At 72.6% G+C, this 24,560-nt stretch carries 26 protein-coding genes; 7 read left to right on the top strand and 19 right to left on the bottom strand.

Translation table 11 applies throughout. From position 1 onward, the window contains the following. The first annotated feature begins 14 nt into the window (after positions 1 to 14). On the top strand, positions 15 to 485 hold the full coding sequence (locus tag ASG76_RS14670) for a DUF2505 domain-containing protein (protein ID WP_056604833.1): 471 nt from the start codon (positions 15 to 17) through the stop codon (positions 483 to 485). On the opposite strand, the gene ASG76_RS19775 is transcribed toward ASG76_RS14670, so the two are convergent. From ASG76_RS19775 to ASG76_RS14655, 4 genes are read right to left on the bottom strand one after another with little or no spacing between them, the layout of a single operon-like run. Continuing rightward, positions 482 to 613 carry a hypothetical protein gene (locus ASG76_RS19775; protein WP_268788370.1) on the bottom strand — a complete coding sequence of 44 codons (132 nt, stop codon included), beginning with the start codon at positions 611 to 613 and terminating at the stop codon, positions 482 to 484. The two genes, ASG76_RS14670 and ASG76_RS19775, sit on opposite strands and share 4 nt — an antisense overlap. 28 nt (positions 614 to 641) lie before the next feature. Then, on the bottom strand, positions 642 to 2,270 hold the full coding sequence (gene pruA, locus ASG76_RS14665; protein ID WP_056604830.1) for an L-glutamate gamma-semialdehyde dehydrogenase: 1,629 nt from the start codon (positions 2,268 to 2,270) through the stop codon (positions 642 to 644). Between the two features lie 32 nt (positions 2,271 to 2,302). Beyond that, complete coding sequence (locus tag ASG76_RS14660; protein WP_056604827.1) at positions 2,303 to 2,647, bottom strand: DUF6912 family protein; 345 nt, start codon at positions 2,645 to 2,647, stop codon at positions 2,303 to 2,305. Then, the gene (locus tag ASG76_RS14655) at positions 2,644 to 4,074 is read right to left on the bottom strand and encodes a WS/DGAT/MGAT family O-acyltransferase (protein WP_056604824.1); all 1,431 of its coding nucleotides are present in this window, start codon (positions 4,072 to 4,074) and stop codon (positions 2,644 to 2,646) included. The genes ASG76_RS14660 and ASG76_RS14655 overlap by 4 nt, the downstream gene beginning before the upstream one ends. A 139-nt stretch (positions 4,075 to 4,213) precedes the next feature. On the opposite strand from ASG76_RS14655, the gene ASG76_RS14650 reads away from it, so the two are divergent. Both ASG76_RS14650 and ASG76_RS14645 read left to right on the top strand, forming a co-directional pair. Continuing rightward, positions 4,214 to 4,609, top strand: coding sequence for a hypothetical protein (locus ASG76_RS14650; protein ID WP_056604821.1), 396 nt, complete (start codon positions 4,214 to 4,216; stop codon positions 4,607 to 4,609). Next, positions 4,606 to 5,922: a hypothetical protein gene (locus ASG76_RS14645; protein WP_056604817.1), complete on the top strand. Its 1,317-nt coding sequence runs from the start codon at positions 4,606 to 4,608 to the stop codon at positions 5,920 to 5,922. The genes ASG76_RS14650 and ASG76_RS14645 overlap by 4 nt, the downstream gene beginning before the upstream one ends. Here the strand turns inward: ASG76_RS14645 and ASG76_RS14640 are convergent. The 3 genes from ASG76_RS14640 to ASG76_RS14630 are packed head-to-tail and all read right to left on the bottom strand — an operon-like array spanning position 5,901 to position 8,804. Continuing rightward, entirely contained in the window at positions 5,901 to 6,803 is a 903-nt protein-coding gene (locus ASG76_RS14640) for a calcium-binding protein (protein ID WP_056604814.1), read from the bottom strand. The genes ASG76_RS14645 and ASG76_RS14640 overlap by 22 nt on opposite strands. Before the next feature lie 54 nt (positions 6,804 to 6,857). Continuing rightward, the gene (locus ASG76_RS14635; protein ID WP_056604809.1) at positions 6,858 to 8,120 is read right to left on the bottom strand and encodes an AAA family ATPase; all 1,263 of its coding nucleotides are present in this window, start codon (positions 8,118 to 8,120) and stop codon (positions 6,858 to 6,860) included. A 3-nt stretch (positions 8,121 to 8,123) separates the two neighbouring features. Beyond that, positions 8,124 to 8,804 carry a hypothetical protein gene (locus ASG76_RS14630; protein WP_056604807.1) on the bottom strand — a complete coding sequence of 227 codons (681 nt, stop codon included), beginning with the start codon at positions 8,802 to 8,804 and terminating at the stop codon, positions 8,124 to 8,126. Positions 8,805 to 8,904: 100 nt separating this feature from the next. On the opposite strand from ASG76_RS14630, the gene ASG76_RS14625 reads away from it, so the two are divergent. Continuing rightward, positions 8,905 to 9,165: a helix-turn-helix domain-containing protein gene (locus ASG76_RS14625; RefSeq protein WP_056604805.1), complete on the top strand. Its 261-nt coding sequence runs from the start codon at positions 8,905 to 8,907 to the stop codon at positions 9,163 to 9,165. Between the two features lie 5 nt (positions 9,166 to 9,170). On the opposite strand, the gene ASG76_RS14620 is transcribed toward ASG76_RS14625, so the two are convergent. The 3 genes from ASG76_RS14620 to sigE are packed head-to-tail and all read right to left on the bottom strand — an operon-like array spanning position 9,171 to position 11,703. Next, positions 9,171 to 10,625, bottom strand: coding sequence for a S1C family serine protease (locus ASG76_RS14620; protein ID WP_056604802.1), 1,455 nt, complete (start codon positions 10,623 to 10,625; stop codon positions 9,171 to 9,173). Next, entirely contained in the window at positions 10,622 to 11,128 is a 507-nt protein-coding gene (locus ASG76_RS14615) for an anti-sigma factor family protein (RefSeq protein ID WP_056604799.1), read from the bottom strand. Before ASG76_RS14615 ends, ASG76_RS14620 begins: the two co-directional genes overlap by 4 nt. Next, positions 11,128 to 11,703: an RNA polymerase sigma factor SigE gene (gene sigE / locus ASG76_RS14610; RefSeq protein WP_235529645.1), complete on the bottom strand. Its 576-nt coding sequence runs from the start codon at positions 11,701 to 11,703 to the stop codon at positions 11,128 to 11,130. The genes ASG76_RS14615 and sigE overlap by 1 nt, the downstream gene beginning before the upstream one ends. A 223-nt stretch (positions 11,704 to 11,926) precedes the next feature. On the opposite strand from sigE, the gene ASG76_RS14605 reads away from it, so the two are divergent. Then, on the top strand, positions 11,927 to 12,586 hold the full coding sequence (locus ASG76_RS14605; protein ID WP_235529641.1) for an O-methyltransferase: 660 nt from the start codon (positions 11,927 to 11,929) through the stop codon (positions 12,584 to 12,586). A 5-nt stretch (positions 12,587 to 12,591) separates the two neighbouring features. Here the strand turns inward: ASG76_RS14605 and ASG76_RS14600 are convergent, their stop codons facing one another. The 3 genes from ASG76_RS14600 to ASG76_RS18850 are packed head-to-tail and all read right to left on the bottom strand — an operon-like array spanning position 12,592 to position 14,632. Beyond that, entirely contained in the window at positions 12,592 to 12,930 is a 339-nt protein-coding gene (locus tag ASG76_RS14600) for a hypothetical protein (RefSeq protein ID WP_056604793.1), read from the bottom strand. Continuing rightward, positions 12,930 to 14,462: a leucyl aminopeptidase family protein gene (locus tag ASG76_RS14595; RefSeq protein WP_056604790.1), complete on the bottom strand. Its 1,533-nt coding sequence runs from the start codon at positions 14,460 to 14,462 to the stop codon at positions 12,930 to 12,932. Before ASG76_RS14595 ends, ASG76_RS14600 begins: the two co-directional genes overlap by 1 nt. Before the next feature lie 2 nt (positions 14,463 to 14,464). After that, a complete protein-coding gene (locus ASG76_RS18850; protein WP_082587569.1) occupies positions 14,465 to 14,632 on the bottom strand; it encodes a DUF3117 domain-containing protein in 168 nt (55 codons plus the stop codon). Between the two features lie 197 nt (positions 14,633 to 14,829). Between ASG76_RS18850 and ASG76_RS14590 the strand changes: the two genes are divergently transcribed. Then, positions 14,830 to 15,618, top strand: coding sequence for an enoyl-CoA hydratase/isomerase family protein (locus ASG76_RS14590; protein ID WP_056604787.1), 789 nt, complete (start codon positions 14,830 to 14,832; stop codon positions 15,616 to 15,618). Positions 15,619 to 15,692: 74 nt separating this feature from the next. Here ASG76_RS14590 and ASG76_RS14585 read toward each other — a convergent pair whose 3' ends face one another. The 5 genes from ASG76_RS14585 to dapE are packed head-to-tail and all read right to left on the bottom strand — an operon-like array spanning position 15,693 to position 19,031. Continuing rightward, positions 15,693 to 16,457 carry a M14 family zinc carboxypeptidase gene (locus tag ASG76_RS14585; protein WP_056604784.1) on the bottom strand — a complete coding sequence of 255 codons (765 nt, stop codon included), beginning with the start codon at positions 16,455 to 16,457 and terminating at the stop codon, positions 15,693 to 15,695. Beyond that, entirely contained in the window at positions 16,457 to 16,879 is a 423-nt protein-coding gene (locus ASG76_RS14580) for a hypothetical protein (RefSeq protein WP_056604782.1), read from the bottom strand. The genes ASG76_RS14585 and ASG76_RS14580 overlap by 1 nt, the downstream gene beginning before the upstream one ends. A 16-nt stretch (positions 16,880 to 16,895) precedes the next feature. Then, complete coding sequence (locus ASG76_RS14575; protein ID WP_082587589.1) at positions 16,896 to 17,207, bottom strand: DivIVA domain-containing protein; 312 nt, start codon at positions 17,205 to 17,207, stop codon at positions 16,896 to 16,898. Positions 17,208 to 17,220: 13 nt separating this feature from the next. Continuing rightward, positions 17,221 to 17,979, bottom strand: coding sequence for a TIGR00730 family Rossman fold protein (locus ASG76_RS14570; RefSeq protein ID WP_056604780.1), 759 nt, complete (start codon positions 17,977 to 17,979; stop codon positions 17,221 to 17,223). Then, complete coding sequence (dapE, locus tag ASG76_RS14565; RefSeq protein ID WP_200948195.1) at positions 17,976 to 19,031, bottom strand: succinyl-diaminopimelate desuccinylase; 1,056 nt, start codon at positions 19,029 to 19,031, stop codon at positions 17,976 to 17,978. Before dapE ends, ASG76_RS14570 begins: the two co-directional genes overlap by 4 nt. An 88-nt stretch (positions 19,032 to 19,119) precedes the next feature. Here dapE and ASG76_RS14560 point away from each other — a divergent pair, with 88 nt between their 5' ends. Beyond that, entirely contained in the window at positions 19,120 to 21,021 is a 1,902-nt protein-coding gene (locus ASG76_RS14560; protein WP_056604774.1) for a PKD domain-containing protein, read from the top strand. 6 nt (positions 21,022 to 21,027) lie between these two features. On the opposite strand, the gene ileS is transcribed toward ASG76_RS14560, so the two are convergent. Beyond that, entirely contained in the window at positions 21,028 to 24,276 is a 3,249-nt protein-coding gene (ileS, locus tag ASG76_RS14555; RefSeq protein ID WP_056604772.1) for an isoleucine--tRNA ligase, read from the bottom strand. Between the last annotated feature and the right edge of the window lie 284 nt (positions 24,277 to 24,560).

Below are 24,560 nucleotides of genomic sequence, written 5' to 3'. Positions count from 1 at the left end.
TGCGAGTCCCCACGATGAGCACCAAGCTCTCCAAGACGCTGACGTACGACGCCCCGGCGGAGGCGGTGGCCGCGATGCTCGACGACCCGGCGTTCCGCGAGGCGGTGCTGGAGCGGCAGAAGGTCGCGCGGGGCTCGGTCGACATCGACGGCGACCACGTGCGGATCGAGCAGGTGCGCTCGGGCGCGGACCTGCCGTCGTTCGCCCGCAAGTTCGCCGGCGACGAGATCGTCATCGTGCAGCAGGAGACCTGGACGTCGGCGACCGCGGCCGACCTCGAGCTCCAGATCCCCGGCAAGCCCGGCGAGGCCGTCGGCACGCTCGTCCTCACCGAGTCGGGTGGCACCACCACGGAGACCGTCGACCTCGTCGTGAGCGTCCGCATCCCGCTGGTCGGCGGGAAGGTCGAGGGCCTCATCGCCGAGATGGTCGGGCACGCGCTCGACCGTGAGCACGAGGTCGGCGTGGAGTGGCTCGCGCGCTAGCGGCCGTCCCGGGAGTCCTCCCGGTCGTCCTCCCGGCGCCGTAGCCACACCACGAGGCCGAGCACCACGAAGGGACCGAAGGCGAGCAGCAGCACGAGCGCCTGCTCGAACGGGTGCAGCGCCCCCATGTGCCACAGCGTCCGCGTCACCCGGCCCTCACCCCTGGTGGGGGTGGAGGTGGGTCTTGGGCGGCACGAAGGTCTCCTTGATCGAGCGCGGCGAGGTCCAGCGCAGCAGGTTGACCGCGGCGCCGGCCTTGTCGTTGGTGCCCGACGCGCGACCGCCGCCGAAGGGCTGCTGGCCCACCACGGCTCCGGTCGGCTTGTCGTTGATGTAGAAGTTGCCGGCCGCGAAGCGCAGCGTCTTGCGTGCCCACGCGATCGCCGCGCGGTCCTGCGCGATGATCGCGCCGGTGAGGGCGTACGGCGCGAAGCTCTCCATCTGCGCCACGACCGACTCGAAGTCGGCGTCGTCGTAGACGTGGACGGCCAGGATCGGGCCGAAGTACTCCTCGGAGAACATCTGGTCGGTCGGGTCGGTCGACTCCACGATCGTCGGCCGCACGAACCAGCCCACGGAGTCGTCGGTCTGGCCGCCGGCGAGCAGGGTGAGGTGGTCGGTGCCCTCGACGCGCGCGATCGCCTTCCGGTGCTTGGCGAAGGCGCGGTCGTCGATCACGGCGCCCATGAAGTGCGACAGGTCGGTCACGTCGCCCATGCTCAGCGCCTCGGTGTCGACGATGAGCTGGTCCTTGATCCGGGCCCACACCGAGCGCGGGACGTAGGCGCGCGAGGCCGCGGAGCACTTCTGGCCCTGGAACTCGAACGCACCGCGGATCATCGCCACCCGCAGCACGTCGGGGTCGGCCGAGGGGTGCGCGACGATGAAGTCCTTGCCGCCGGTCTCGCCCACGATGCGCGGGTAGGAGCGGTAGCCGGTGATGTTCTCCCCCACCGTGCGCCACAGGTGCTGGAACGTCGGCGTGGAGCCGGTGAAGTGGATGCCCGCGAGGTCGGGGTGCGCCAGGGCCACCTTCGACACGTCGAGGCCGTCGCCGGGGAGCATGTTGATCACGCCCGGCGGCATGCCGGCCTCCTCGAGCAGCTCCATCGTCAGCGACGCGGCCAGCTGCTGGGTCGGCGAGGGCTTCCAGATCACCGTGTTGCCCATCAGCGCCGGGGCGGTGGGCAGGTTGCCGGCGATCGCGGTGAAGTTGAAGGGCGTGATCGCGTAGACGAAGCCCTCGAGCGGGCGGTGGTCGGTGCGGTTCCAGATGCCGGGGCTGTTGGCGATCGGCTGGTCGGTGTGGATCTGCTTGGCGTAGTGGACGTTGAAGCGCCAGAAGTCGATCAGCTCGCACGCGGCGTCGATCTCGGCCTGGTAAGCCGTCTTCGACTGCCCCAGCATCGTGGCGGCGTTGAGCCGCTGGCGCCACGGGCCGGCGAGCAGGTCGGCGGCCTTGAGGATGATCGCGCACTTCTCGTCGAACGGCATCGCGCGCCAGCCGGGCGCGGCGTCCGCGGCTGCCCTGACGGCGTCCTCGGCGTCCTTCGCCGTCGAGTGGCGCAGCGTGCCGAGCACGTGGGCGTGGTCGTGGGGCTGGACGACCTCGACCTCCGCGCCGCCGCCGTCGCGGTGCTCGCCGCCGATGACGGCGTGGAAGGTGTGCTGCTCGCCCTCGAGTCGGGCCAGCTCCACCACGAGCGCCTCGCGCTCCGGGGTGCCCGGTGCGTAGGTCAGGTTGGGCTCGTTGGTGGGTGCCGGCGGGAAGGTGATCGCGTCCATGTCGCCGATCGTGTCAGAGACGCGCCCGCGCCTCAAAGGGAGGCGAGCAGGTCGCCGACCTCCTGTGTCGCCCACCACGCCAGGTCGTCGTCGGGGTCGGCGTCGTCGCGGTCGTCGACGTGCACCGCGACCACGTCGCGCCACGTCACCGGTCCGCGGTCCGCAGGGCTGTCGACGACCACCACGACGCGGCGCCGCCGGCCGTCGGGCAGGCCGGCCAGCAGCTCGGCCGAGGCGTCCGCGGCGCCCATGAGGGCGGCGTACTCCGCCTCCTCGCCGTCGTCCTCGGCGAGCACCGCGTCGAGCACCCGCGGACCGTCGGCCTCCCAGTCCTCGGCGAGACGCGGCAGGGAGGAGGGCACGTAGCGGCGGGTCACTTCTTGCGTCCCCTCGGTGCGCGCGGGCGGGAGTCGGAGGCGGAGTCCTTGAGCTCCTCGAGCGCCTCGAGCACGCACTGGCCCAGGGTGTCGGCATCGGGTACGGCGTCGCGGTCGGCGGTGATGCCGTAGAAGACGCCACCGTCGTAGGACGTCACGCCGAAGGCCAGCGGGTGGTCGGGCATCAACGGGTGGACGGGGTAGGACTCGAGCATGCGGGCCCCGTCGGCGTAGAGCGGGAACTGCGGGCCGGGCACGTTGGTGATGGAGACGTGGAACCCGTGGCGCAGCTCCGTCGCGGCCAGGCGCGCCCCGAGCGCGTGGAACGTCGTCGGGGCGAAGCCGGCGATGCCGGAGAGCCGCCGGGCCGAGACGTTGCGGCCGTTGTCGCGGTGGGCCTTGAAGTCATAGCTCACCTGGTGCAGGCGCACGACGGGGCTCGGCTCGCTGACCGGGAGGTAGACCTGGTGCCCGGTCACCTGGCTGCCGAGCGAGGTGGGCTCGAGCTCGTCGTCGATGACCGACATCGGCACGATCGCCTTGATCGCCTTGAGCCCCGACATCGACTCCGCGCGCGCCATCAGCCAGCCGCGCAGCCCCCCGGTGATGGTGGCGAGGATGACGTCGTTGACGGTGCCGCCGTGCACCTCGCGGATCGCGCGGTAGTCCGACAGCTGGGTGCGCACGGTCACGAAGCGACGCTGCTGCGACAGCCTGCGGTGCACCGGCGTCGAGTGCACCGGCCCCCGGCCGGCGAGGGCGTTGGCGACCTCGGCGACCCGCGAGCCGGAGGCCGTGGCCTGCCGGCCGACCGCCTCCGCGTTGGCGCGGGTCGTCGACCACAGGGTGCGCGGGCTCTCCATGGTGTCGGTCAGGGCGTTGAGGGCGACCCCCAGCGGCCCCGGCCTGCGCCGCGGGCGCCAGTCGTCGTCGTGGCCGAGCGTCGAGCGGTCCGGGGAGGTGTCCAGCAGCACCTGGCCGATGTCGACCGTCTCGCGACCGTCGACGAGGATCGCGTGGCTCTTGGTCAGCAGCGCGACCCGTCCGTCGGCGAGGCCCTCCACGAAGTAGCACTCCCACAGCGGCCGGGTGCGGTCGAGGGGACGCGAGGCGATGCGCGCGACCAGCTCGCGCAACTGGTCCATCGTGCCGGGCCGCGGCAGCGCGGAGCGGCGTACGTGGTAGCCGAGGTCGAAGTTCTCGTCGTCGACCCACGCGGGGTTGGCGAGGCGCGCCGGCACCACCTGCAGTCGCTGGCGGTAGCGCGGGACGAACGCGATGCGGTCGGCGATCAGCTCGACGAGCCGGTCGTGGTCGAAGCCGGAGTCGCCCGGGTCGAAGATCTCGACGGTGGCGTTGTGCATGGGCGTCGTGGGGGACTCCGCGGCGAGGATCGCCAGGTCCCGCGGCCGCAGCCGGTCACTCATGCACGTGCTCGCTCACAGGGTGTGCCCCTTCCCGAGGCCGAGTCGTCGATCCGTTGTCCCGCATGGGATTCTGGCAGAGGTGCTGGCCCGGTGCGTGCCGTGGCCACCGCCACTCGTGGATCTGTCGAAGGAGAAATCTGTGTCCGGTCGCGGTCTCGCGCGCCTCGCCCCCCTCGTCCTCGTCCTCGCCGCCGGGCTCACCGCCTGTGGCGGCAACGACGCCGACCCGCCGGCCACGAGCTCCTCGAGCCCGTCGAGCAGCTCCGACGGCGACTCGGTCGCGCTCGACGTGACCCGCGAGGGCGACACCTTCACCCCCAACGGCGAGCGGGTCGAGCTGGGCGTCGGCCAGACGCTCACCCTGACGATCACCGCCGACACGGCCGGCGAGCTCCACGTGCACAGCACGCCGGAGCAGGAGATCTCCTACGACGCCGGCACGTCCGAGCACGAGATCACGATCGACCGACCCGGCGTGGTGGAGGTGGAGAGCCACGAGCCCGACACGGTCGTGCTCCAGCTCGAGGTCCGTTGAGGATCTCGGCGCACGGCCTCGGGGGCGCCAAGGACCTGCCGATCCCCTCCGAGCTGGCGATCGCCGGAGCGGTCGCCGCACTGGTCATCTCCTTCACGGTCCTGGCGGTGGCGTGGCGCGAGCCGCGCTACGACGCCGCCACCAGCGGCCGCCCGGCTCCGGCCTGGCTCGACCGCCTCGTGTCGTCGCGGGCGCTGGCGGTCACCGCCCGCGTCCTCGGCATGGCCTTCTTCCTCTACGTCGCCGCCGCCGCGGTCTTCGGCAAGGACAGCCTGATCAACCCCTTCCTCGGGACGTTCTACGTCCTGCTGTGGGTGGGCCTGGTGCCGGCGTCGCTGCTGCTCGGGCCGTTCTTCAGGGCGGTCAGCCCCGCACGCACCATCGCCATGCTCTTCGCGAAGGTCTCCGGGGTGCCGGAGGGCGAGGGCATGTACGCCTATCCCGCCCGCCTGGGCTACTGGCCGGCGGCTGCGGGGCTCTTCGCCTTCGTGTGGCTCGAGCTCGTCTACCCCGGCTCCACCGACCTCGGCCCGGTGCGGCTGTGGGTCGCGGCCTACCTCGGGATCATGCTCATCGGCTCGGCCGTGTGGGGCACGACCTTCCTCGCCCGCGCCGACCCCTTCGAGGTCTACTCCTCGCTCGTCGCGAAGCTGTCGGTCTGGGGACGCCGCGACTCCCTCCTCGTGATCCGCAGTCCCCTGGCCAACCTCGACACCGTCGTGCCCCGTCCCGGGCTGGTGGCCGTCGTCGGCGTGCTCTTCGGCAGCACGGCGTTCGACTCCTTCCGCGAGTCGACGCCGTGGCTCACGCTCGTGCAGTCGTGGTCGACCTCCCGGGTCCTGCCCGACACCCTGGCCCTCGTCGTCTTCTCGGCGGGTGTGGCGCTCGTCCTGACCGCGGCCACGATGGCCACGGGCACCACGAGCGCGACGTCACGGCGCGAGCTGCCCTCGCTGTTCGCGCACTCCGTGGTGCCGATCATCGTCGGCTACGTCACGGCCCACTACCTGACCTACCTCGTGGAGTACGGCCAGCAGACGCTCATCCAGCTCAGCGACCCGTTCAGCCGGGGGGACGACTACCTCGGCACGGCCGACCTGCAGGTCAGCTACTGGATCTCCACGCACCCGACGTTCCTGGCGGTGACCAAGGTCCTCGCCGTCGCGCTCGGGCACGTCGTCGGGGTCGTGGCTGCGCACGACCGCGCGATCCGGCTCCTGCCGCGCCGCCACCAGCTCACCGGCCAGCTCCCGCTGCTGGTCGCGATGGTGGGCTTCACCGTGGGCGGGCTCTACCTGCTGTTCGCGGCCTGACGAGGAGCGGTGCCGACCGGACCGTAGGGCCAGCCGTTGGGGAGGTCGGTGACGGTCATGACGAACTCGCAGCTGCCGTAGGGGTCGACCACGTCGAGCGGGTCGCGCCACCCCACGAAGACCACGCGGTCGGCCGCGCCGTTCTCCTGGCCGCCGTCGTCGCAGCGGATCTTGTCGACGAAGCCGTCGGGGAGCACGTAGATGGTGTCGCTGCCCTGCTCGGCGAAGACCTTGTCGGCACCGGGACCGAGGAAGATCACGTCGTCGCCCTCGTCGCCCTTGACGAGCCAGTCGTGACCCTCGCCGTCGATGAGCACGTCGTTGCCGGGTCCGCCCTGGATGGCGCCGTCGTCGCCGGGGCCACCGTCGATCCAGTCGTTGCCCGCGCCGCCGATGTGCTTGTCGGACCCGTCGCCGCCCATGAGTCGGTCGTCGCCGTCGTTGCCGCCGAGGAGGTCGTCGCCGGCCTCGCCGTAGACGGTGTCGTTGCCGGCGTTGGAGGCGAGGATGTCGTTGCCGTCCCCGCCGTAGAGGACGTCGTCTCCCTGGCCGCCGTCGACCTTGTCGTTGCCCAGCCCGCCGGCGACCCAGTCGCTGCCCGGCTGCATGGTGATCCAGTCGTTGCCGCCGTCGCCGTAGACGATGTCGTCACCGTTGCCGGCGTAGATCGTGTCGTCGCCGCCGTAGCCGCGGACGCGGTCACGCCCGCCGAGAGCCATGATGTGGTCGGCCTTGGCGCGGCCCACGATGCTGTCGTCCGACGTGGTGCCGCGCGCCTGCATGGCGATCGCGGGCGTCGCGGCCAGCGTGATCGCGCTCAGCGCGAGCGCGGCCAGGGCAGGGGTCGTGCGGCCGGGGGTGCGGCGGAAGAAGGAAGTCACCTGGGTTCTCCTTGAAATCAGAACCCAATCTAAGGTGAATCTTGAGGTTTGGCATCATTTTGAACCGGTTCTACGGCGAACAGTCCGCTTTCGACGCCCCGGTGACGCCTCCGCCGTCCCCGGGAACACCGCGTCGGCGAGCGTCGCCACCGCGTGGCTGAGCGCGGACTCGCCGGCCTCGCCCAGCGGCACCCCGGCCACGAGCGCGCGGTCCAGACCGATGCGGTCCTCGGGCAGGAAGTGCAGGCCGGACACCCGGGTGAAGCCCTCGACCATGCCCGCGATCTCCTTCTCCGACCAGCCGATCGAGGCCCGCATCCGGTTGACCACGACCCGCACGGGCGTCGTGCCGGAGACCTCGCGCAGGTCGACCAGTCCCCGGGCCAGGCGGGCCAGGCCGACCGGGTCCGCGGCGCCGACGACCACCACCTCGTCGGCCTGCTCGAGGGCGGTCAGCGTCAGGGCGTTGCGCGCGGGTCGTGCCCCGAAGTCGGAGCCCGCGTCGTCCTCGAGGCAGAAGCCCGTGTCGAGGACGACGTGACCGTGCGTGCGCGCCCGCTCCACGAGGCGCTCGACCTGGGCCGGACGCACCTCGCGCCACCTCTCGGCACGCGGGAGTCCCGTGACCACGGCCAGGTGCTCACCGATCCCCCGGCAGGCCGAGGCGAACCGGTCGTCGAGCTGGTCGGCCGTGGCGAGGCGCGCGGCGGAGAGCAGCCCGGACACCTCGTCGAGGATGCCGAGGTGCTGGGCCACCGCCCCGCCGTAGGGGTCGAGGTCCGCCAGGACCACCGCCGTGCGGCGACGGGCCAGCTCGGCAGCCAGGCCGGTCGCGACGGTCGTGCGACCCGGGGCGCCGGCGGGTCCCCACACCGCCACCACGCGGCCCTCGCCGTCGACCGCGTCGTCCAGGCCCGGAGCCGGACCGGCGAGGTCGAGCGCGTGGGGTCGGGTGTCGCCGACGTCCTCGACGGTCGTGACCACCTGCGCCAGGGAGGCCAGCTCACCGGCGCCCACCACGGTCGTGACGCCCAGGCGCTGGGCGTGCTCGCGCACGTCGAGGTCGTGCGAGGCGCTCGAGGTCACCGCGACGGGTCGCACGGCGTGGCGCCGCAGGTGGGAGACGGAGCCGGGGTCGAGCCCGGGTGCGTCGAGGGACACCACTGCGACGTCGGCCTGTCCGCTGGCGACCGAGGCCAGCAGGTCGTCGACGTCGACGCAGCGCTTGAGCACGACGACGCCCGGGTGTGCCTCGAGGTCGGCCAGGGCGGGCGACTCCCACGCCTCGCCCGCGGCCATGAGCAGGACGCAGATCACCGCTCAGCCCCGGCCCACGACGCGCACGCGGTCGTCGCTGCTGGCCGCGAGCACCAGGCCCAACGCCTCGTCCTCGTCGTCGGGCACCGCCAGCACCACCTGCCGGCTGGTCGCGGAGACGAAGGCGTCCGACACGACGGGTGCGTCGAGCACCACCACGTCACCAAGCACCAGCTCGGCAGCGGGCCTCCGCTCGCCGATCACCCAGACGTCGACGTGGGAGCCTCGCGCCAGGTCGGTGGGGACGTGCTCCGCCGCGACCGCGATCGACACGGTGACCGTGTCGTCACCCGCCGCCTCGCCCAGCGCGCTCGCCGGGACCAGCTCACCGGCCGCCAGCGGCCGGGTCAGGGTGAGCGCCGCGGGCAGCTCCTCCCCCGTCGCGAGGTAGCGCTCGCGGTCGACCGCGTCGTCGAAGCGGACCCGGGTGGCGACCAGGTCGGCCGCGGTCAGGGTCTGGCCCGCGACCAGGTCGGTGGACGCCGACCAGACGGGTGTCATGTCGTCGGCACCAGCCAGGATCCGGGCCCCGGCGACGACCGAGCCAGCGACCAGCACGATGCCGACCCAGAGCCGCGGGTCGCGCCAGCCGGCGCTGCGGGCCCGGGTGGCCGGGGGGACGTCGACGCCACGGGCGTCGCGCGGGGCGGGGCGGGGCAGGTGGCGTGAGGCGTTCCGAGACACACGGCCATCATTGCCGCGAGCGGCGGACTTCACACCTGTCTCTCCACAGACGTCGGCCGGGCGTGCCCGTGGCCGACCGCGGCGGTGGCACCATGTGGCCATGGCCGACGATCCCCGCTTCCTGACGCTCGCCGACGTCGCCGAGGTGCTCAACACCTCCGGCGCGCAGGTCTACGCGCTGGTGCGGCGCGGCGACCTGCCGGCCATCAAGATCGGCGGCCGGGGCCAGTGGCGCGTCGAGCGGGTCCAGCTCGAGGAGTTCATCCAGCGGATGTACGCCGAGACCAGGACGTTCGTCGACCAGCACCCCTTCGTCGAGGCGGAGGCCGGCGCCGGCGCCGACACCGGGCCCGAGCAGTAGCCCGGTCAACCTACCTTTCCGTCGAGCTCCACCTTCACCACGCGCTCCTCGCCGCCGCGCAGCACCGACATCTCCACGGTCTCGCCGGGCAGGTGGGTGCGGATGGCCACGATGAGCGCGATGCCGTCGGTGACCGGCTGGTCGTCGACGGAGGTGATGACGTCGTCCTGCTCCAGGCCGGCACGCGCGGCAGGGGTGTCGGGCATGACCTCGGTGATGGTGGCGCCGTCCGCGTCGGGCTCTCCCCCGGTGCGCACCTGCGCGCCGATCACCGGGTACTCCGCCTTGCCCGTGCGCAGGATCTGGTCGACCGTCGTGCGCACCTGCTCGATCGGGATCGCGAAGCCGACGCCGATGTTGCCCGACTCCCCCGAAGCGCCGCCCGTGGTCGCGATCGCGGAGTTGACCCCCACGACCTCGCCGGCGAGGTTGACGAGCGGGCCGCCGGAGTTGCCCGGGTTGATCGCGGCGTCGGTCTGCACGGCGTTGATGTAGGACGACTCGTCGTCGGACTCACCCGAGGTGGTGACGGGCCGGTTGAGGGCGCTGACGATGCCCGAGGTGACGGTCTGGCTCAGCCCCAGGGGCGCGCCGAACGCCACGACCGGGTCGCCCACCCGGAGCACCTGGGAGGCTCCGAGCGCGGCCGGCTCCAGGGACTCCGCCCCGTCGATCGAGAGCACGGCGAGGTCGTAGACCGCGCTGCGGCCCACGACGGTGGCCTCGTGGCGCTCACCGGCCTCGTCGATCACGACGATGGGGCCGTCACCCTCCGCGGCGGACGCGACGACGTGGTTGTTGGTGACGACGTGGCCCTGTCGGTCGAGCACGAAGCCCGATCCCGTCGCCCCGGCTGCGCGGCCGTCGAACTCGGCCAGGATCTGCACGGTGCTCGGCAGGAGGGCCTCGGCAACGGCCGAGACCGAGCCGTTGTCGGCCTCGAGCGGCGCCGCGGAGCGGGTCTGCACGCCTTGGAGGCCGTTGTCGTTGGTGCCGCGCTCGGAGGCCAGCTGGTCCTGGAGCGCGCCTCCCGCGAGGCCGCCGAGCACACCGACGACGAGCGCGAGGCAGGCGACCGCGGGCCACACCCACAGCGGCAGCCGGCGCGGTGGCGCCGGCTGCGCGTAGGGCGAGCGCGGGTAGGGAGAGGGGCCGGGGCCGAACCACGCGCCCTGGGGCGCGCCCGGGTCCAGGGGCCGGGTGGCGGGCGCCGGCTCGGGGCGGGGCTGCGGGTGCGGCTGGGGCGGCGGGCCGGCGATCATCGGGCCGGGCTGGCCGTAGGCGTGACCGTCCGGGTGGGGCGCGGGCGTCGGCGACCAGCCCGCGAGGGGCTGGGTCGGCTCGTCGGGCTGCTCCGGCGCGCGCCCGTCGGCCACTGGGTGCGGGTCGGCCGGCGGGTGCTGGTCGGCCTCCGGGTGCTGGTCCGGCTGGCGCTCGTCCGGCTGGTGCTCGTCGCTCACGGGGCAATCTTCTCCCGGATCGCCACGAGGCGCTCGGCCAGGGGCGTCCGGGAGGGCGACACGAGGCCGCGCGCCGACCGGTCGTCGACGTTCACGACGGGCGTCGCGGGGCGGCTCAGGTCGGTCGTCGGCGGCTGCGGCTCGCGCCCGGGCGAACCGGCGACGCCGAGGGCCAGCACACCGACGACGCAGGCGCTCGCCGCACCGCCGCCGATGGCCACCAGGCCGCGTCGCGGGCGGTGCGCGGCCGTCGGGAACCTGGCCGGGGCGAGGGCCGACCCGGACGCCGCTGCGCACCGACCGACCAGCGCGGACTTGAAGTCGTGCGAGGTCTCCGAGCCCCCGAACGACAGCTGCGCGAGCTGGGTCTTGACCCAGCCCTCCTGCTCGACGAGGTCACGGCAGCTGTGGCAGGTGTGGACGTGGTTCCAGCAGCGCTCCTCCTCCTCCGGGTCGAGGCGACCGTCGAGCAGGGCGCTGACGCGGGGACCCAGGTGGCTCATCACGACACCGCCCCACGGGCGCGCGTCGCGGCCGGCCCGGAGTAGCGCTCACGTCCGGCGGCGGGCTCGCGGTGCGCGAGCGCCGTACGCAGCATGCTGCGGCCGCGATGGATGCGCGAGCGCACGGTGCCGAGCTTGGCGCCCATGATCTCCGCGATCTCCTCGTAGGTGAGGCCCTCGACGTCGCACAGCACGACGGCGGCGCGGAAGTCGGGAGGCAACGTGGCGAGCGCGGTCTCGATGTCGTCGTCGAAGGTGCGGTCGGCGAAGGCCAGCTCGGGTGCGGGCGCCGGGCTGGTCAGCCGGGCGGCGCGCTCGTCGGAGAGCGGGTCGAAGCGGATGCGCTGCTTGCGGCGCGCGCCGTCGAGGAAGAGGTTGGTGGTGATGCGGTGCAACCAGCCCTCGAACGTGCCGGGCGTGTAGGTGTCGAGCGAGCGGAAGACGCGCACGAAGACCTCCTGGGTGAGGTCCTCGGCGTCAGGTCGGTTGCCCGTGAGCCGGTAGGCCAGGCGGAAGACCCGGTCGGAGTGCTGCTCGACGACCTCGTCCCACGTGGGAATCGTCTGCTCGCCCACGGGTGCTCCCTGGCTCGACTTCCTCGACCGCAGCTGCACGGTTCGCTGTCCTTCCTGACGCTAGGTCCTCGGCCTGAGAGTTCGCTGTGAACCACGTGGGCGAGGACCAAGAAGATCCGGGTCGGCCCGGCGTCGTACGACGTGGGCGCACAGCCTCCAACGAGCGAGGCCGGCCGTGTGTTCCCCGCCACGCCCGACGCACGGTGCGCGATAGAGTCCGCGGGTGCCCCACCACACCACGCCGATCAAGTCCGCGAGCTGGTCCTACGCCGAGTCCTTCGTGGCCGAGGACGAGATCCTGGCCGCCGCCCGCAGCCGCGCCGAGGAGGTGGGCGTGTCACCCGTCGGCTCCGGCGTGGGCGCCGCGCTGCGCTTCCTCGCCTCCGTCCTGGACGCCCGGGCCGTGGTCGAGATCGGCACGGGCACCGGCGTGTCGGGGCTCTGGCTGCTGCGGGGCATGCGCTCCGACGGCGTGCTGACCACCGTCGACATCGAGGCCGAGCACCAGCGCCTGGCCAAGGAGACGTTCACCGAGGCCGGCATCCCGGGCAACCGCGCGCGCACCATCGCCGGCGCCGGGCTGGACGTCCTGCCGCGCCTCACCGACGGCCACTACGACCTGGTGTTCTGCGACGGCGACAAGCGCGAGTACGCCGCCTACCTCAAGGAGGCGCTGCGCCTGCTCCGCCCCGGCGGCATCGTGGCGTTCGACAACGCGCTGTGGCACGACCGCGTGGCCGACCCCGCCCAGCGCGACGAGGAGACCGTCACCATCCGCGACCTCGGACGCACGATCCTGGAGCACGAGGCGCTGGTGCCGGTGCTGCTGCCCGTGGGCGACGGCCTGCTGGCCGCGAAGAAGGAGTGGGCGCCGGAGGCCTGAGGCGCTCAGGCGCGGGGCGTCGCCTCGAAGCCGTCCCAGCCCTCCGCGACGGCGACGACGTCGCACGCCTCGATGAGGACCGGCGCGGAGCCGACGATCTGCGACCCGGGCGCCTCGGCGGCACCGGCGGCGAACTCGCGCTGGAAGTCCTCGCGCGCCTGGTCGGTGGCGAAGACGTAGCAGCCCTCGAACCACTCGCCCGGCACCATCCGCCAGGTCTTGAAGCGCAGGCCGGCCATGCCGGTGAAGCGGGCGTGGGAGGTCTCGGCGACGTAGGTCGCGAGGCGTTCCTCGACCCCGTCGGGGGCCTCGGCCAGCGACCAGCGCACGGTGAGTCCGAGCATCAGGAGATCCCTTCCAGGGGGTCGTCGGAGCCGAGCCACGTCAGCAGGAGCCGGGGCCCGAAGCCGCTCGGTCCGGCCGTCCACTCGTGGCGGTCGGCCGGCGACTCGGCGGCGGAGGCGAAGTCGATGTGGGCCCACGGCACGTCGCCGGCGAAGTGCTGCAGGAAGAGCGCGGCCGTGATGGCGCCCGGCCCGCCCGCGGCGTTGTCGCCGTCGGCGATCTTCGAGCTGACCCGCTCCTCGTAGTCGGCGACCAGCGGCATGCGCCACACGCGCTCGCCCGACGCCTCGGCGGCCGCCTCCACGTGGCGCGCGAACGCGTCGTGGTTGGCGAAGAGGCCGCCGGTCCACTGACCCAGCGCGACCTTCATGGCACCTGTCAGGGTGGCGATGTCGAGCAGTGCGCTCGGCGCGAGCTCGGAGACGGCGTACGCCATCGCGTCGGCGAGGACGAGGCGTCCCTCGGCGTCGGTGTTGTTGACCTCGGAGGTGCGTCCGCCGAAGTGGGTGATGACGTCGCCGGGACGCATGGCCGAGCCGCTCACCGAGTTCTCCGCGGCGGGGACGAGGCCGACGACCCGGACCGGGCAGTCGACGTCGCGCAGCGCTGCCATGGTGGCGATGACCGCGCCGGCCCCGCTCATGTCGCGCTTCATCGTCAGCATGCCCTCGCTGGGCTTGATGTCGAGGCCGCCGGTGTCGAAGGTGATGCCCTTGCCGACGATCACGACGGTGGGCGTGCGCTTGGTGGCGCCGCGCGGCGTGTAGTCCATCCGGACGAAGCGCGGCTCGTTGACCGACCCTCCGCCGACCGCGAGGATTCCGCCGAAGCCCTCTGCGGCGAGACGCTCGGCGTCCCAGACGGTGACCTCGAGCCCGGCGGCCTCGCCGACCTCGACAGCCTGCTCGGCCAGCCAGGCCGGCGACTTCAGGTTGGACGGGACCGTGGCCAGGGCGCGCGAGCGCCAGCCCGCACCCCCGAGCGCGATGGCGCGGGCGAGCTCGTCGTCAGCACCGTCGTCGCTGACGGCGGCCAGCACGATGCGCGAGACCGGGCGCGACTCGGGCCCGGTGGAGCGCCAGTGGAAGGAGAACGAGGCGAGCATCGCTCCGACGACGAAGGCACCCAGGCCCTCGTCGGGGGCGATCGCCGGCAGCGAGGTGACCACGCTGACCCGGTCCCGGGTCGCGCGTGCCAGCGCGGCCCCGGCCCGACGGAAGTCGGTGACGCTCGCGCTGCCCACGCCGACCAGGAGCACCAGGCTCACGTCGTCGGCCGCCGCCAGGGCCGCGACCGGGACGGTGGTGACCTCACCCGTGCGACCGGTGGCACGAGCGGCCTCGAGGGCCGCGAGGAGGTCGACGCCAAGCGCGTCGGACGCCTCGTCGGCGCCCGGGCCGAGCAGGGGTCCGTCGTCGCCCGGCAGGACCGGGAACGCCCAGACCTCCGCCCCGCCGATCTGGTGCGGGAGCGCGGGGCTGAGTGCGAACTCGGGCGGTGAGACCTGCGGGGGCAGCTGCGGAGTGGGCACGATCAGCCGACGACGTCCTTGAGGGCATCACCGAGAGCGCGCGCCTCGTCGGCGTTGAGCTCGACCACCAGACGCCCACCGCCCTCGAGCGGGACGCGCATGACGATGCCGCGCCCCTCCTTGGTGACCTCGAGCGGTCCGTCGCCCGTGCGGGGCTTCATGGCGGCCATCGGCGCACCTCTTCCTGTTCAGCCATCTGTCTCGGAGATGGTGGCTCTCAACATGCGAATCGAGGCGGCTGAGTCGTGCCTGCCACCTCGATCGGCGTCGTACGCCTCCATTATCCCCCATGACAGGCGTGATCGGCACCACAGGGCACACGTTGGGGGGAAAGGCCGGTCGGGAGGACGTCGGGCAGACTGCCCCCATGACCTCCGTCCTGCTCGACGTCGTCGACTCCGTCGCCACCATCACCCTCAACCGGCCCGAGGCCATGAACGGCCTCGACGTGGCCACCAAGGACCTGCTGCTCGAGGCCGTGCAGTCGGTCGCCGCCGACCCGCAGGTGCGCTGCGTCGTCCTCACCGGGAGCGGGCGCGCGTTCTGCGTCGGGCAGGACCTCAAGGAGCACCTGGCCGGGCTCAAGGGCGAGGCCGACGTGCCGCTGTCCGACACGGTCGAGAAGCACTACAACCCGATCGTCCACGCGCTCGCCACCATGCCCAAGCCGGTCATCGCGGCCGTCAACGGCGTCGCGGCCGGAGCGGGAGCGAGCCTGGCGTTCGCCGCCGACTTCCGCATCCTGGTGGACTCCGCGGGCTACAACACCTCGTTCGCCGGGGTGGCACTCTCGTGCGACACGGGCGCGAGCTGGACGCTGCCGCGCCTGGTCGGCCGCGCGAAGGCGATGGAGCTGCTCTACTTCCCCCGCACCGTCTCCGCGCAGGAGGCGCTCGAGCTCGGCCTGGCGACCCAGGTGGTCAGCGCCGACGAGCTGCCCGGTGTCGTCGGCGAGCTCGCTGCTCGCCTGGCTGCCGGCCCCACCGTCGCCTTCGGGTCGATCCGCCAGGCGGTCGCCTACTCGGCGTCGCACCCGCTCCAGGAGTCGCTGGCGTTCGAGGCCGAGAAGATGGCCCTCACCGGCGGCACCGACGACCACCTCGCCGCCGTCGACGCCTTCATGGCCAAGGAGAAGCCGGTCTTCAACGGCCGCTGAGCCGTTCCGCGATCGGGATAGTCCGCATCACATAGCTGGTCGCGAGCGCCTCCGGACAAGCTTCTTGATGCGGACTATCCCCGCGAGGTGCGGTGCGCCCCGAGCACGTCGAGGACCTGGCGCGGCGCCTCCACGACCATGCGGTGACGCGAGGGGTGCGCGCCGTACTCGACGGTGAGCGCCGAGCCGGCCATGCGGTGGTTGAACCACATCGTCATGGTGCCGTGGCACAGCCCGCCGCAGTCGAGCGAAGTACGAGGCAGGCGCAGCGCGCGGGCCAGGCGTCGCGCGAACGCCCGGTCCTTGGTGTCGGTGTCGACGCCGTTGAGCGGCTGGTGGAAGCTGATCACTCGCCGCGGATCGACCTCCCGCAGGAACCGCATCACCGCGCGCGTCTCGGGCTCGCTCGCCGGTCGAGGACCGGACTCGTAGCTGCCGTCGAGGTCGGCCCAGCGGTAGGGGAAGTTGCGGTTGAGGTCGACGCCGCGGGCGTTGCGACGGGTGCCGCGGGCCAGGCCGTCGGGGTTGTGGGTCGGGATCACCCACAGGTCGATCCCGCGCACCGCACGACCGTCGCGCAGCGTCTCCAGGATCCGGCGCGTGTGCGGCTCGTTGCCGTGCATGGTGGAGATCAGCACGACGCGGCGCATGCCGGGCTCCCCCAGCCGCCAGGCGCGGATCGGGCGGCCGCGCACGGAGTGCCCGATGGTGCGGGCCTCGACGACGGCCGGGCGGGCAGCCGGTCCGGCCTCGACGGCCGTGGCGGACGGCGCCGGACTGGCGAGGACTGCGACGAGCAGGAGCAGCACGGTCGCGACGCCGCCGGGGGCCCGGCGCATCAGACGGCGGCGGTGAGGTAGGCGTAGGTGAAGACGAGGACGCCGACGACCATGCCGAGGTGCGCGAGCAGCGACAGCCCGGGGCCGTCGCTCCAGCTGTCGCCCGACGCCGACGGCACGTGGCGCCCCCGCGAGGGCAGCCAGCGCGCGAGGATCAGCAGCCCGCAGATCGCGGTGACCCACCAGCACGCGATCGCGACGATCCCGACCAGCGCCCCGCCGACCGGCGAGTCCTCCGGCGCGACGAGCACGCCGACCCACAGGACGAGGGCGACCAGCCCTGCGACGAAGTGGGTGAGCGGCAGCCGCCGGCTGATGACGAACTGACCGGCCGCGTCGTCACTGGCGAGGCGCAGACGGGTCAGGACGATCGCCACGGCGGCCAGCGCCGTGAGGATCCAGACGACGATCGGGAACGACATGGCCGTGCAGTCTGCCCTAGTCGCGTGCGGGGTCGCCAGACGAGGCTTCCGGCGCGGGTCCGTCCGCAGCGGGCCCCGTGCCCGTGCGGTCCTCGAGCTCGGTGGCGAGCCGGTCGAGCAGCGCGTCGACGTCGGACATCCGGTAGCCGCGCACCGCGAGGCCGAACCGCACCCGGCGCAGGTCGCCGGCCTCGAGCGGGCGGCCCTCCGGCAGCACGAGGTCGGGGCGGTCGTCGTACGCCGGGGGCATCGAGCCGCCGCGTCCGGATGCCACCATCGCCACGCCGCCCATGACGAGCACGACGAGGATCGCGAAGAGCCACACCATCACGAGCTGCTCCTCACTCCGGACGCTCGGGCGACGGCGTGGGCCAGCGGTCCTCGCGGGCGGCGACCATGATCGCCACCGCCTCGTCGACGTCGTCGGTGAGGATCATCATGTCGAGGTCGGCGGCGCTCACCTTGCCCTCGGCGAGCGCGGTGTCGCGCAGCCAGCCGAGCAGGCCCGACCAGTACGCCGTGCCGAGCAGGACGATCGGGAACGACGTGACCTTGCGCGTCTGCACCAGGGTCAGCGCCTCGAACAGCTCGTCGAGCGTGCCCAGGCCGCCGGGGAGCACCACGAAGCCCTGGGAGTACTTGACGAACATCGTCTTGCGGGCGAAGAAGTAGCGGAAGTTGATGCCCTTGTCGACCCACTGGTTGAGGCCCGACTCGAAGGGCAGCTCGATGCCGAGGCCGACGCTGGTGCCGCCCGCCTCGCAGGCGCCCTTGTTGGCCGCCTCCATCGCGCCCGGGCCGCCCCCGGTGATGACGGCGAAGCCGGCGTCGGCCAGCTTGCGGCCCGCTTCCTCGCCGACGGCGTAGAAGGCGTGGTCGCTCGGGGTGCGGGCCGAGCCGAAGACCGCGATCGCCGGCCCCAGCTCGGCGAGCGCCCCGAAGCCCTCGACGAACTCGGCCTGGATCCGCAGCACCCGCCACGGGTCGGTGTGCACCCAATCGGTCGCCCCGCGCGAGTCGAGCAGGCGCTGGTCGGTGGTGCTCTCGTCGTGGATCTGGCCGCGGCGCTCGACGACCGGGCCCTTGTAACGGTCCCTCATGCCAGCCACTCCTTGAGGATCCGCTCACAGCGCTCGATGTGCTCGGTGGGCACGCGCTCGTCCTGCTTGTGGGCGAACATCGGGTCGCCCGGGCCGAAGTTGACCGCCGGGACGCCGAGCTTGGTGAACTGCGCGACGTCGGTCCAGCCGAACTTCGGGGCAGCCTCGCCCCCGACGACCTCGAGGAACTCCTTGGCCGCCGGGCGGTCGAGGCCGGGCATCGCGCCCGCGGCCAGGTCGGTCACGGTGACGTCGAAGCCGTCGAAGAAGTCGCGGACGAACGCCTCGGCGTCGGCCTCGCTGCGGTCCGGGGCGAAGCGGAAGTTGACCTCCACGACGCACTCGTCGGGGATCACGTTGCCGGCGACGCCGCCGCGGATCCCGGTCGCGTTGAGGCCCTCGTGGTAGGTCAGTCCGTCGATCTCGGGCTGCCGGGCGACGTAGTCGTTGAGCCGCGCGAGCACGGGGGCGGCGAGGTGGATGGCGTTGACGCCCTTCCAGCTGCGCGCGCTGTGCGAGCGCTCGCCGGTGGTGCGTACGTCGACGCGCATCGTGCCCTGGCAACCGGCCTCGACCGCGGCGTTGCTGGGCTCCATGAGGATCGCGAAGTCGGCCTCCAGCAGGTCGGGGTCGCTCTCGGTCAGCTTGCGCAGGCCGTTGTGGACCGAGTCGACCTCCTCGGCCTCGTAGAAGATGAAGGTCAGGTCGCGGTTGGGCTCAGTGAGGTCGGCAGCGACCTTGAGCATCACCGCGTCGCCGCCCTTCATGTCGCAGGTGCCCAGGCCGTGGAGGATGCCGTCCTCGAGGCGCGAGGGCAGGTTGTCGTTGAGCGGCACGGTGTCGATGTGGCCGGCGAGCACGACGCGCTCGCCGCGACCGAGGTCGGTGCGCGCGACCAGCGTGTGCCCGCGGCGTACGACGGTCAGGTGCGGCAGCGCCCGCAGCGCCACCTCGACGGCGTCGGCGATCTCCTCCTCGTGGTGGCTGACCGAGAAGGTGTCCACGAGCTGCCGGGTGAGGGTGACGACGTCGGCGGAGAGATCGAGCTGCATGAGTCCCATACAACCAGTTGGCCTCCGCGGGCGTCATAGGGTCACCACTGCGTCGGACGTGCCGGCGCGCACGACACGGGGGAACGACATGGCACGACGCCTCAGGCATCTCATCGCGCTGCTGGTGACCGGACTGGTGGGGGCCGCGCTCGTCGCGCCACCTGCCGGGGCCGCGCCGACCTGGCGGCCGGTGACCAACCTCTTCGCCGATCTCTCGGCACCCGGCGCCTTCGCGCCCGCCGTCGCCGTCGACGACGCCGGCAACGCGACCGTGCTGTGGTCGCGCTGGAATGGCACGCAGTTCGTCGTGCAGGCCTCCTACCGCCCGGTCGGCGGCACGTGGGGCGCTCCCGTCGACCTGGCCGGCGGGCGGCAGGTCATCGACCCCGAGGTCGTCGTCGACCGGACCGGCAACGCCACCGCCGTCTGGCGGCGCGTCGACACCGACCGCAGCGTCGTGCAGTCCGCCTCCCGGCCGCTCGGCGGCACGTGGAGCGCACCAGTGGACGTCGCCACGGACCCGTCCGTCGACTACACCCGGCGCGACGTCCCACAGGTCGCGGTCGACGCTGCCGGCGTCGTGACCGCGACCTGGTCACGCTTCGAGGCAGTGCCGGGGCAACCGTGGAAGGACACCGTCCAGTCGGCCACGCGGGCGACGGACGGCACGTGGAGCACCCCGGTCGACCTCTCGCCCGCTGGCACCTCCGCCCGCACCACCGACGTCGCCGTCGACACCGCCGGCAACGCGACCGCGGTGTGGGCGGCTGGGTCCGCCCTCCAGGCGGCCACCCGTCCGGCCGGCGGCGCCTGGTCGGCCCCGGCCCAGCTTTCGGCGAGCGCGAGCAACCGCGCCAACCCGCGGGTCGTCGTCGACCCGGCCGGCACCGTGACCGCGGTCTGGCACAGCTTTGCCGGCGGCGTGTACGGCGTCCAGACCGCCACCCGTCCGCTCGGCGGCGCGTGGAGCAGCCCGGTCGACCTCGTGCGCGGCGACGTCTTCGACACGCCGGCGATCGCCGTCGACCGCCAGGGAACCGCCACGGCGCTGTGGCAGCGCTACGACGAGGGGTGGATCGTCACCAGTGCGACGCGCACGACGGGAGGTGCGTGGAGCAACCCCGTCTCGCTGTCGACGCCCGCGATCGACTCCTGGGACCCGCAGCTCGCAGTCGACCTCGCCGGCAACGCCACCGCGCTGTGGTCGCGCGGCAAGGAGGGCGGCGGTGTGGTCGAGGCCGCGCGCCGCCCGGCCGGAGGCGAGTGGACCGCACCGATCGACCTCTCGGCGCCCGGTGACGCCCGGAACCCGCAGGTCGCGGTCGACCCCGCCGGCAACGCCACCGCGGCGTGGTCGCGCAAGGGCAGCGCCGGCTACGTCGTCCAGGCCCGGGGCCTTGACGCAGCCGGCCCGGTCGTCGACGAGATCACCGGCCAGACGCCCCGCACCTCCCGTGGCGCCCGGACCTACAGCGTGCAGGCCCACGACGTGTGGTCGCGGGTCGCCTCGGCCCGCTGGACCTTCCCCGACGGCACCACCGCGACCGGCACCACCGTGTCGTACGCCGGTGACCGCCCGGGCTCGGTCCGGGTGGTGCTCACCGACAGCGTCGGCAACGCCACCGCCTGCACCTGGACCGGCACGTTCACCTGCCGCGCGACCACCCGCATCGCCCCGGTCGTGGGTCGTGCCCGCCTCGGCACCCACCAGGTCCGGGCCGTCGGCTCGCACGCGCGGGTGGCGAAGAAGGCCAAGGCCTCCCTCACACTCAACACCGACGCCAAGGTGACCTTCACCTTCCGCAAGGCGGGCGCGAAGCCGGTCCGCCTGGTCGAGCGCCTCGACGCCGGTCGCAACGTCGTCACCCTCCGCGCCCGCCTCGGTGCCCGCAAGGTGCTCGAGCCGGGCCGCTGGACGGTCGTCGTCACGGCGAAGAACAAGGTCGGCACCAGCCCGAAGGAGAAGCTCCGCCTCCGGGTGGTGCGCTGATCCCGATCAGGCCTTCGCCACCTCGACCGCGACCTCGGCGCCATCGGCGTACGCCACGCTCGTCGCGAGCGTCTCCTCCGACAGGAGTGACTCGTGCGTGCGGGCGGCGTCGAGGGTCGCGGCCGGCGCCGTGATCGTCAGCGCGATCCGGTCGCTGACCTGGAGCCCGGCGTCCTTGCGGGCCTGCTGCACCGCACGCACGAGGTCGCGGGCGGTGCCCTCGGCCTCGAGCTCGGGCGTCACCGCGGTGTCGAGCACCACGAAGCCGCCGCGCGGCAGCATGCCGATCGCGGTGTCGTCGGAGGAGGTGCCCGCGACGGTCTCGAGGGCGTACTCCCCCTCGACCAGTGCGAGTCCCCCGGCGGTCACGGTGCCGTCGTCGGCGACCGACCAGTCGCCGGACTTGGAGCCCTTGATGGCGAGCTGGACGTCCTTGCCCAGGCGCGGCCCGGCGGCGCGGGCGTTGACGGTGAGCCGCTGCGAGACGCCGTACGCCGCCGCCTCGGGCGCGTCGGCTGCGAGGAGCTCGACCGCCTTGAGGTTGAGCTCGTCGGCCACCAGCGAGTCGAAGCCGGTGAGGTCGGCCTCGGTGACGACCGTCAGGCGCGACAACGGCAGGCGGTTGCGGAGGTTGGCGGCCTTGCGCAGGGCCGAGCCCGCCGAGCAGACGTCGCGCACGGTGTCCATCGAGGCGACGAGCGCCTCGTCGCCCGGCAGCTCGTCGAGCGACGGCCAGTCGGTGAGGTGCACCGAGCGCTCGCCGGTGAGGCCGCGCCAGACCTCCTCGGTGGTCAGCGGCATCAGCGGCGCGGTGACCCGGCAGACGACCTCGAGCACGGTGTGCAGGGTGTCGAAGGCGTCGGCGTCCTCGTCCCAGAAGCGCTCGCGCGAGCGACGGATGTACCAGTTTGTCAGCACGTCGAGGAAGCCGCGCGTCGAGTCGCACGCCGCCGCCACCTCGTAGTTGTCGAGCTGGTCGGTCATCGCGGCGACGTAGTCGCGCAGCTTGGCCAGGATGTAGCGGTCCATCGGGTGCGCGCTGTCGGTGCGCCACACGGCGTCGTAGCCCTCCCCGCCCTTGGCCGCGTTGGCGTAGAGGCTGAAGAAGGACCAGCTGTTCCACAGCGGGATCAGCACCTGGCGCACCGAGTCGCGGATGCCCTGCTCGGTGACGACGAGGTTGCCGCCACGCAGGATCGGGCTCGACATGAGGAACCAGCGCATCGCGTCGGCGCCGTCACGGTCGAAGACCTCGCGCACGTCGGGGTAGTTGCGCAGGCTCTTGGACATCTTCTGCCCGTCGTTGCCGAGCACGATGCCGTGGCTCAGGCACGTCGAGAAGGCCGGGCGGTCGAAGATCGCGCCCGCCAGGACGTGCATCGTGTAGAACCAGCCGCGGGTCTGGCCGATGTACTCGACGATGAAGTCGCCCGGGAAGTGGTGGTCGAACCAGTCCTTGTTCTCGAACGGGTAGTGCACCTGCGCGAACGACATCGAGCCCGAGTCGAACCACACGTCGAGCACGTCGGTGACGCGTCGCATCGTCGACTTCCCGGTCGGGTCGTCGGGGTTGGGCCGGGTGAGCTCGTCGACGAACGGGCGGTGCAGGTCGGGGTTGCCGTCCGGGTCGCGCGGGATGGTGCCGAAGTCGCGCTCGATGTCGGCGAAGGAGCCGTAGACGTCGATGCGCGGGTAGTGCTCGTCGTCGGACTTCCACACCGGCACCGGGGAGCCCCAGAAGCGGTTGCGCGTGATCGACCAGTCGCGGGCGTTCTCCAGCCACTTGCCGAACTGGCCGTCCTTGATGTGGTCGGGCACCCAGCGGATGTCCTGGTTGAGCGCCATCAGGCGCTCCTTGACCTTGGTCACCTCGACGAACCACGACGAGACGCCCTTGTAGATCAGCGGCTGCCGACAGCGCCAGCAGTGCGGGTACGAGTGGTCGTAGGTCTCGCGGCGCACGAGGACGGTGCCGGGGGTGACCGAGCCCTGGTCGCGTGACGAGCGTTGCGCGCCCTCCTCGACCGGCGAGAGGTTGGCCGTGGCGGCCTTGAGGTGGTCGATCACGTGCAGGTTGGCGTCGAAGACCTGCATGCCCTCGTAGTCGGTGACCGGGAAGGTGAAGCGGCCGTCCTTGCCGACCGGCATCACCGCCTCGATGCCCTCGCGGTCGGTGACGACCTTGTCGTCCTCACCGAACGCGCCGGCGGTGTGGACGAGGCCGGTGCCGTCGGTGGTCGTGACGAACTCGGCGGGCACGAGGCGGAAGGCGCGCTCGTGGCCGGCGTAGTAGCCGAACGGCGGGGCGTACTCCAGCCCCACGAGGTCGGCGCCCTTGCCGCGCCAGGTGACCTCGGGGCTCTCGCCCAGCTCGCGGGCGTACGACGCCAGGCGGGCCTCGGCGATCAGGTAGCGCTCCGGGCTGCCGGTGGGGCCGTCGGAGGTGACGACGACGTAGTCGATGTCCTCACCGACCATCACCGCAAGGTTGGACGGCAGGGTCCACGGGGTCGTCGTCCAGACGAGGACCTTGACGCCCTTGAAGCTCTGCCCGATCGGGGCCTCCGTCGTGACGTCGTAGCCGACGGTGACGGCCGGGTCCTGGCGCATCTGGTAGACGTCGTCGTCCATGCGCAGCTCGTGGTTGGACAGCGGCGTCTCGTCCTGCCAGCAGTAGGGCAGCACGCGGAAGCCCTCGTAGACCAGGCCCTTCTCGTGCAGCTGCTTGAAGGCCCAGATGACCGACTCCATGAAGTCGGGGTTCATGGTGCGGTAGTCGTTGTCGAAGTCGACCCAGCGCGCCTGGCGGGTGACGTAGTCGCGCCACTCGCCGGTGTACTTCAGCACCGACTGGCGGCACGCCTCGTTGAACTTCTCGATGCCCAGCTCGACGATCTCGTCGGTGGTCTTGATGCCGTTGAGGCGCATCGCCTCGAGCTCGGCGGGCAGGCCGTGGGTGTCCCAGCCGAAGCGGCGCTCGACCTTGTGCCCGCGCATCGTCTGGTAGCGCGGGATGAGGTCCTTGACGTAGCCGGTGAGCAGGTGACCGTAGTGCGGCAGGCCGTTGGCGAAGGGCGGGCCGTCGTAGAACACGAACTCGTTCTCGCCGTCCGCGCCCGCGTCGCGCTGCTCGACGCTCGCGCGGAACGTGTCGTCGGACTCCCAGTACGCCAGCACCGCCTCCTCGATGTCAGGGAAGCGGGGGCTGCTCGCAACGGTGGTCGCGTCTGTGTGGGAGACCTTGGGGTACGTCATGCGGCTGGCTCGACTCTCGACTCGTGGGATGACTCCACGAGGACGATCGGTGCGACCGCGGTACCACCTCGCTTGTCCCTGCCGGGACCGCTCATTTGCGGCTGTGTCGGGCCGTACCCGTCGGGGTCTAGTGGGGCCACGGCCGGATCGCCGCACCTGTTCTTCCCGAGGCTCGCCGCTGATGACGGCTCAGACGCCTGCGGCGATCGTACGGCGCGCGTGTGCAGGCGCGCCAATCCGTTTGCCGGGACGGTCAGCGGGCGGTGTAGTCCAGTGAGTGTTGG

Origin of the sequence: Nocardioides sp. Soil774, from assembly GCF_001428125.1 — a bacterium.
In the GTDB taxonomy this organism is placed as follows: domain Bacteria; phylum Actinomycetota; class Actinomycetes; order Propionibacteriales; family Nocardioidaceae; genus Nocardioides.
The sequence above is the reverse complement of the archived record's forward strand: the minus strand, read 5'-3'. Positions and strand labels throughout refer to the sequence as shown.

Coding starts and splice junctions, on each gene's coding strand:
- ASG76_RS14600 (WP_056604793.1), bottom strand. CDS start 12,930: ATGCTCGGACTCACCGTGCGCTGGTCGCTGGCCGAGGCCCCCGACGGG.
- dapE (WP_200948195.1), bottom strand. CDS start 19,031: ATGCAGCTCGATCTCTCCGCCGACGTCGTCACCCTCACCCGGCAGCTC.
- ASG76_RS14560 (WP_056604774.1), top strand. CDS start 19,120: ATGGCACGACGCCTCAGGCATCTCATCGCGCTGCTGGTGACCGGACTG.
- ASG76_RS14615 (WP_056604799.1), bottom strand. CDS start 11,128: ATGAGCCACCTGGGTCCCCGCGTCAGCGCCCTGCTCGACGGTCGCCTC.
- ASG76_RS14585 (WP_056604784.1), bottom strand. CDS start 16,457: ATGCGCCGGGCCCCCGGCGGCGTCGCGACCGTGCTGCTCCTGCTCGTC.
- ASG76_RS14670 (WP_056604833.1), top strand. CDS start 15: ATGAGCACCAAGCTCTCCAAGACGCTGACGTACGACGCCCCGGCGGAG.
- ASG76_RS14590 (WP_056604787.1), top strand. CDS start 14,830: ATGACCTCCGTCCTGCTCGACGTCGTCGACTCCGTCGCCACCATCACC.
- ASG76_RS18850 (WP_082587569.1), bottom strand. CDS start 14,632: ATGGCCGCCATGAAGCCCCGCACGGGCGACGGACCGCTCGAGGTCACC.
- ASG76_RS14625 (WP_056604805.1), top strand. CDS start 8,905: ATGGCCGACGATCCCCGCTTCCTGACGCTCGCCGACGTCGCCGAGGTG.
- ASG76_RS14580 (WP_056604782.1), bottom strand. CDS start 16,879: ATGTCGTTCCCGATCGTCGTCTGGATCCTCACGGCGCTGGCCGCCGTG.
- ASG76_RS14655 (WP_056604824.1), bottom strand. CDS start 4,074: ATGAGTGACCGGCTGCGGCCGCGGGACCTGGCGATCCTCGCCGCGGAG.
- ASG76_RS14570 (WP_056604780.1), bottom strand. CDS start 17,979: ATGAGGGACCGTTACAAGGGCCCGGTCGTCGAGCGCCGCGGCCAGATC.
- ASG76_RS14575 (WP_082587589.1), bottom strand. CDS start 17,207: ATGGTGTGGCTCTTCGCGATCCTCGTCGTGCTCGTCATGGGCGGCGTG.
- ASG76_RS19775 (WP_268788370.1), bottom strand. CDS start 613: ATGGGGGCGCTGCACCCGTTCGAGCAGGCGCTCGTGCTGCTGCTCGCC.
- ileS (WP_056604772.1), bottom strand. CDS start 24,276: ATGACGTACCCCAAGGTCTCCCACACAGACGCGACCACCGTTGCGAGC.
- pruA (WP_056604830.1), bottom strand. CDS start 2,270: ATGGACGCGATCACCTTCCCGCCGGCACCCACCAACGAGCCCAACCTG.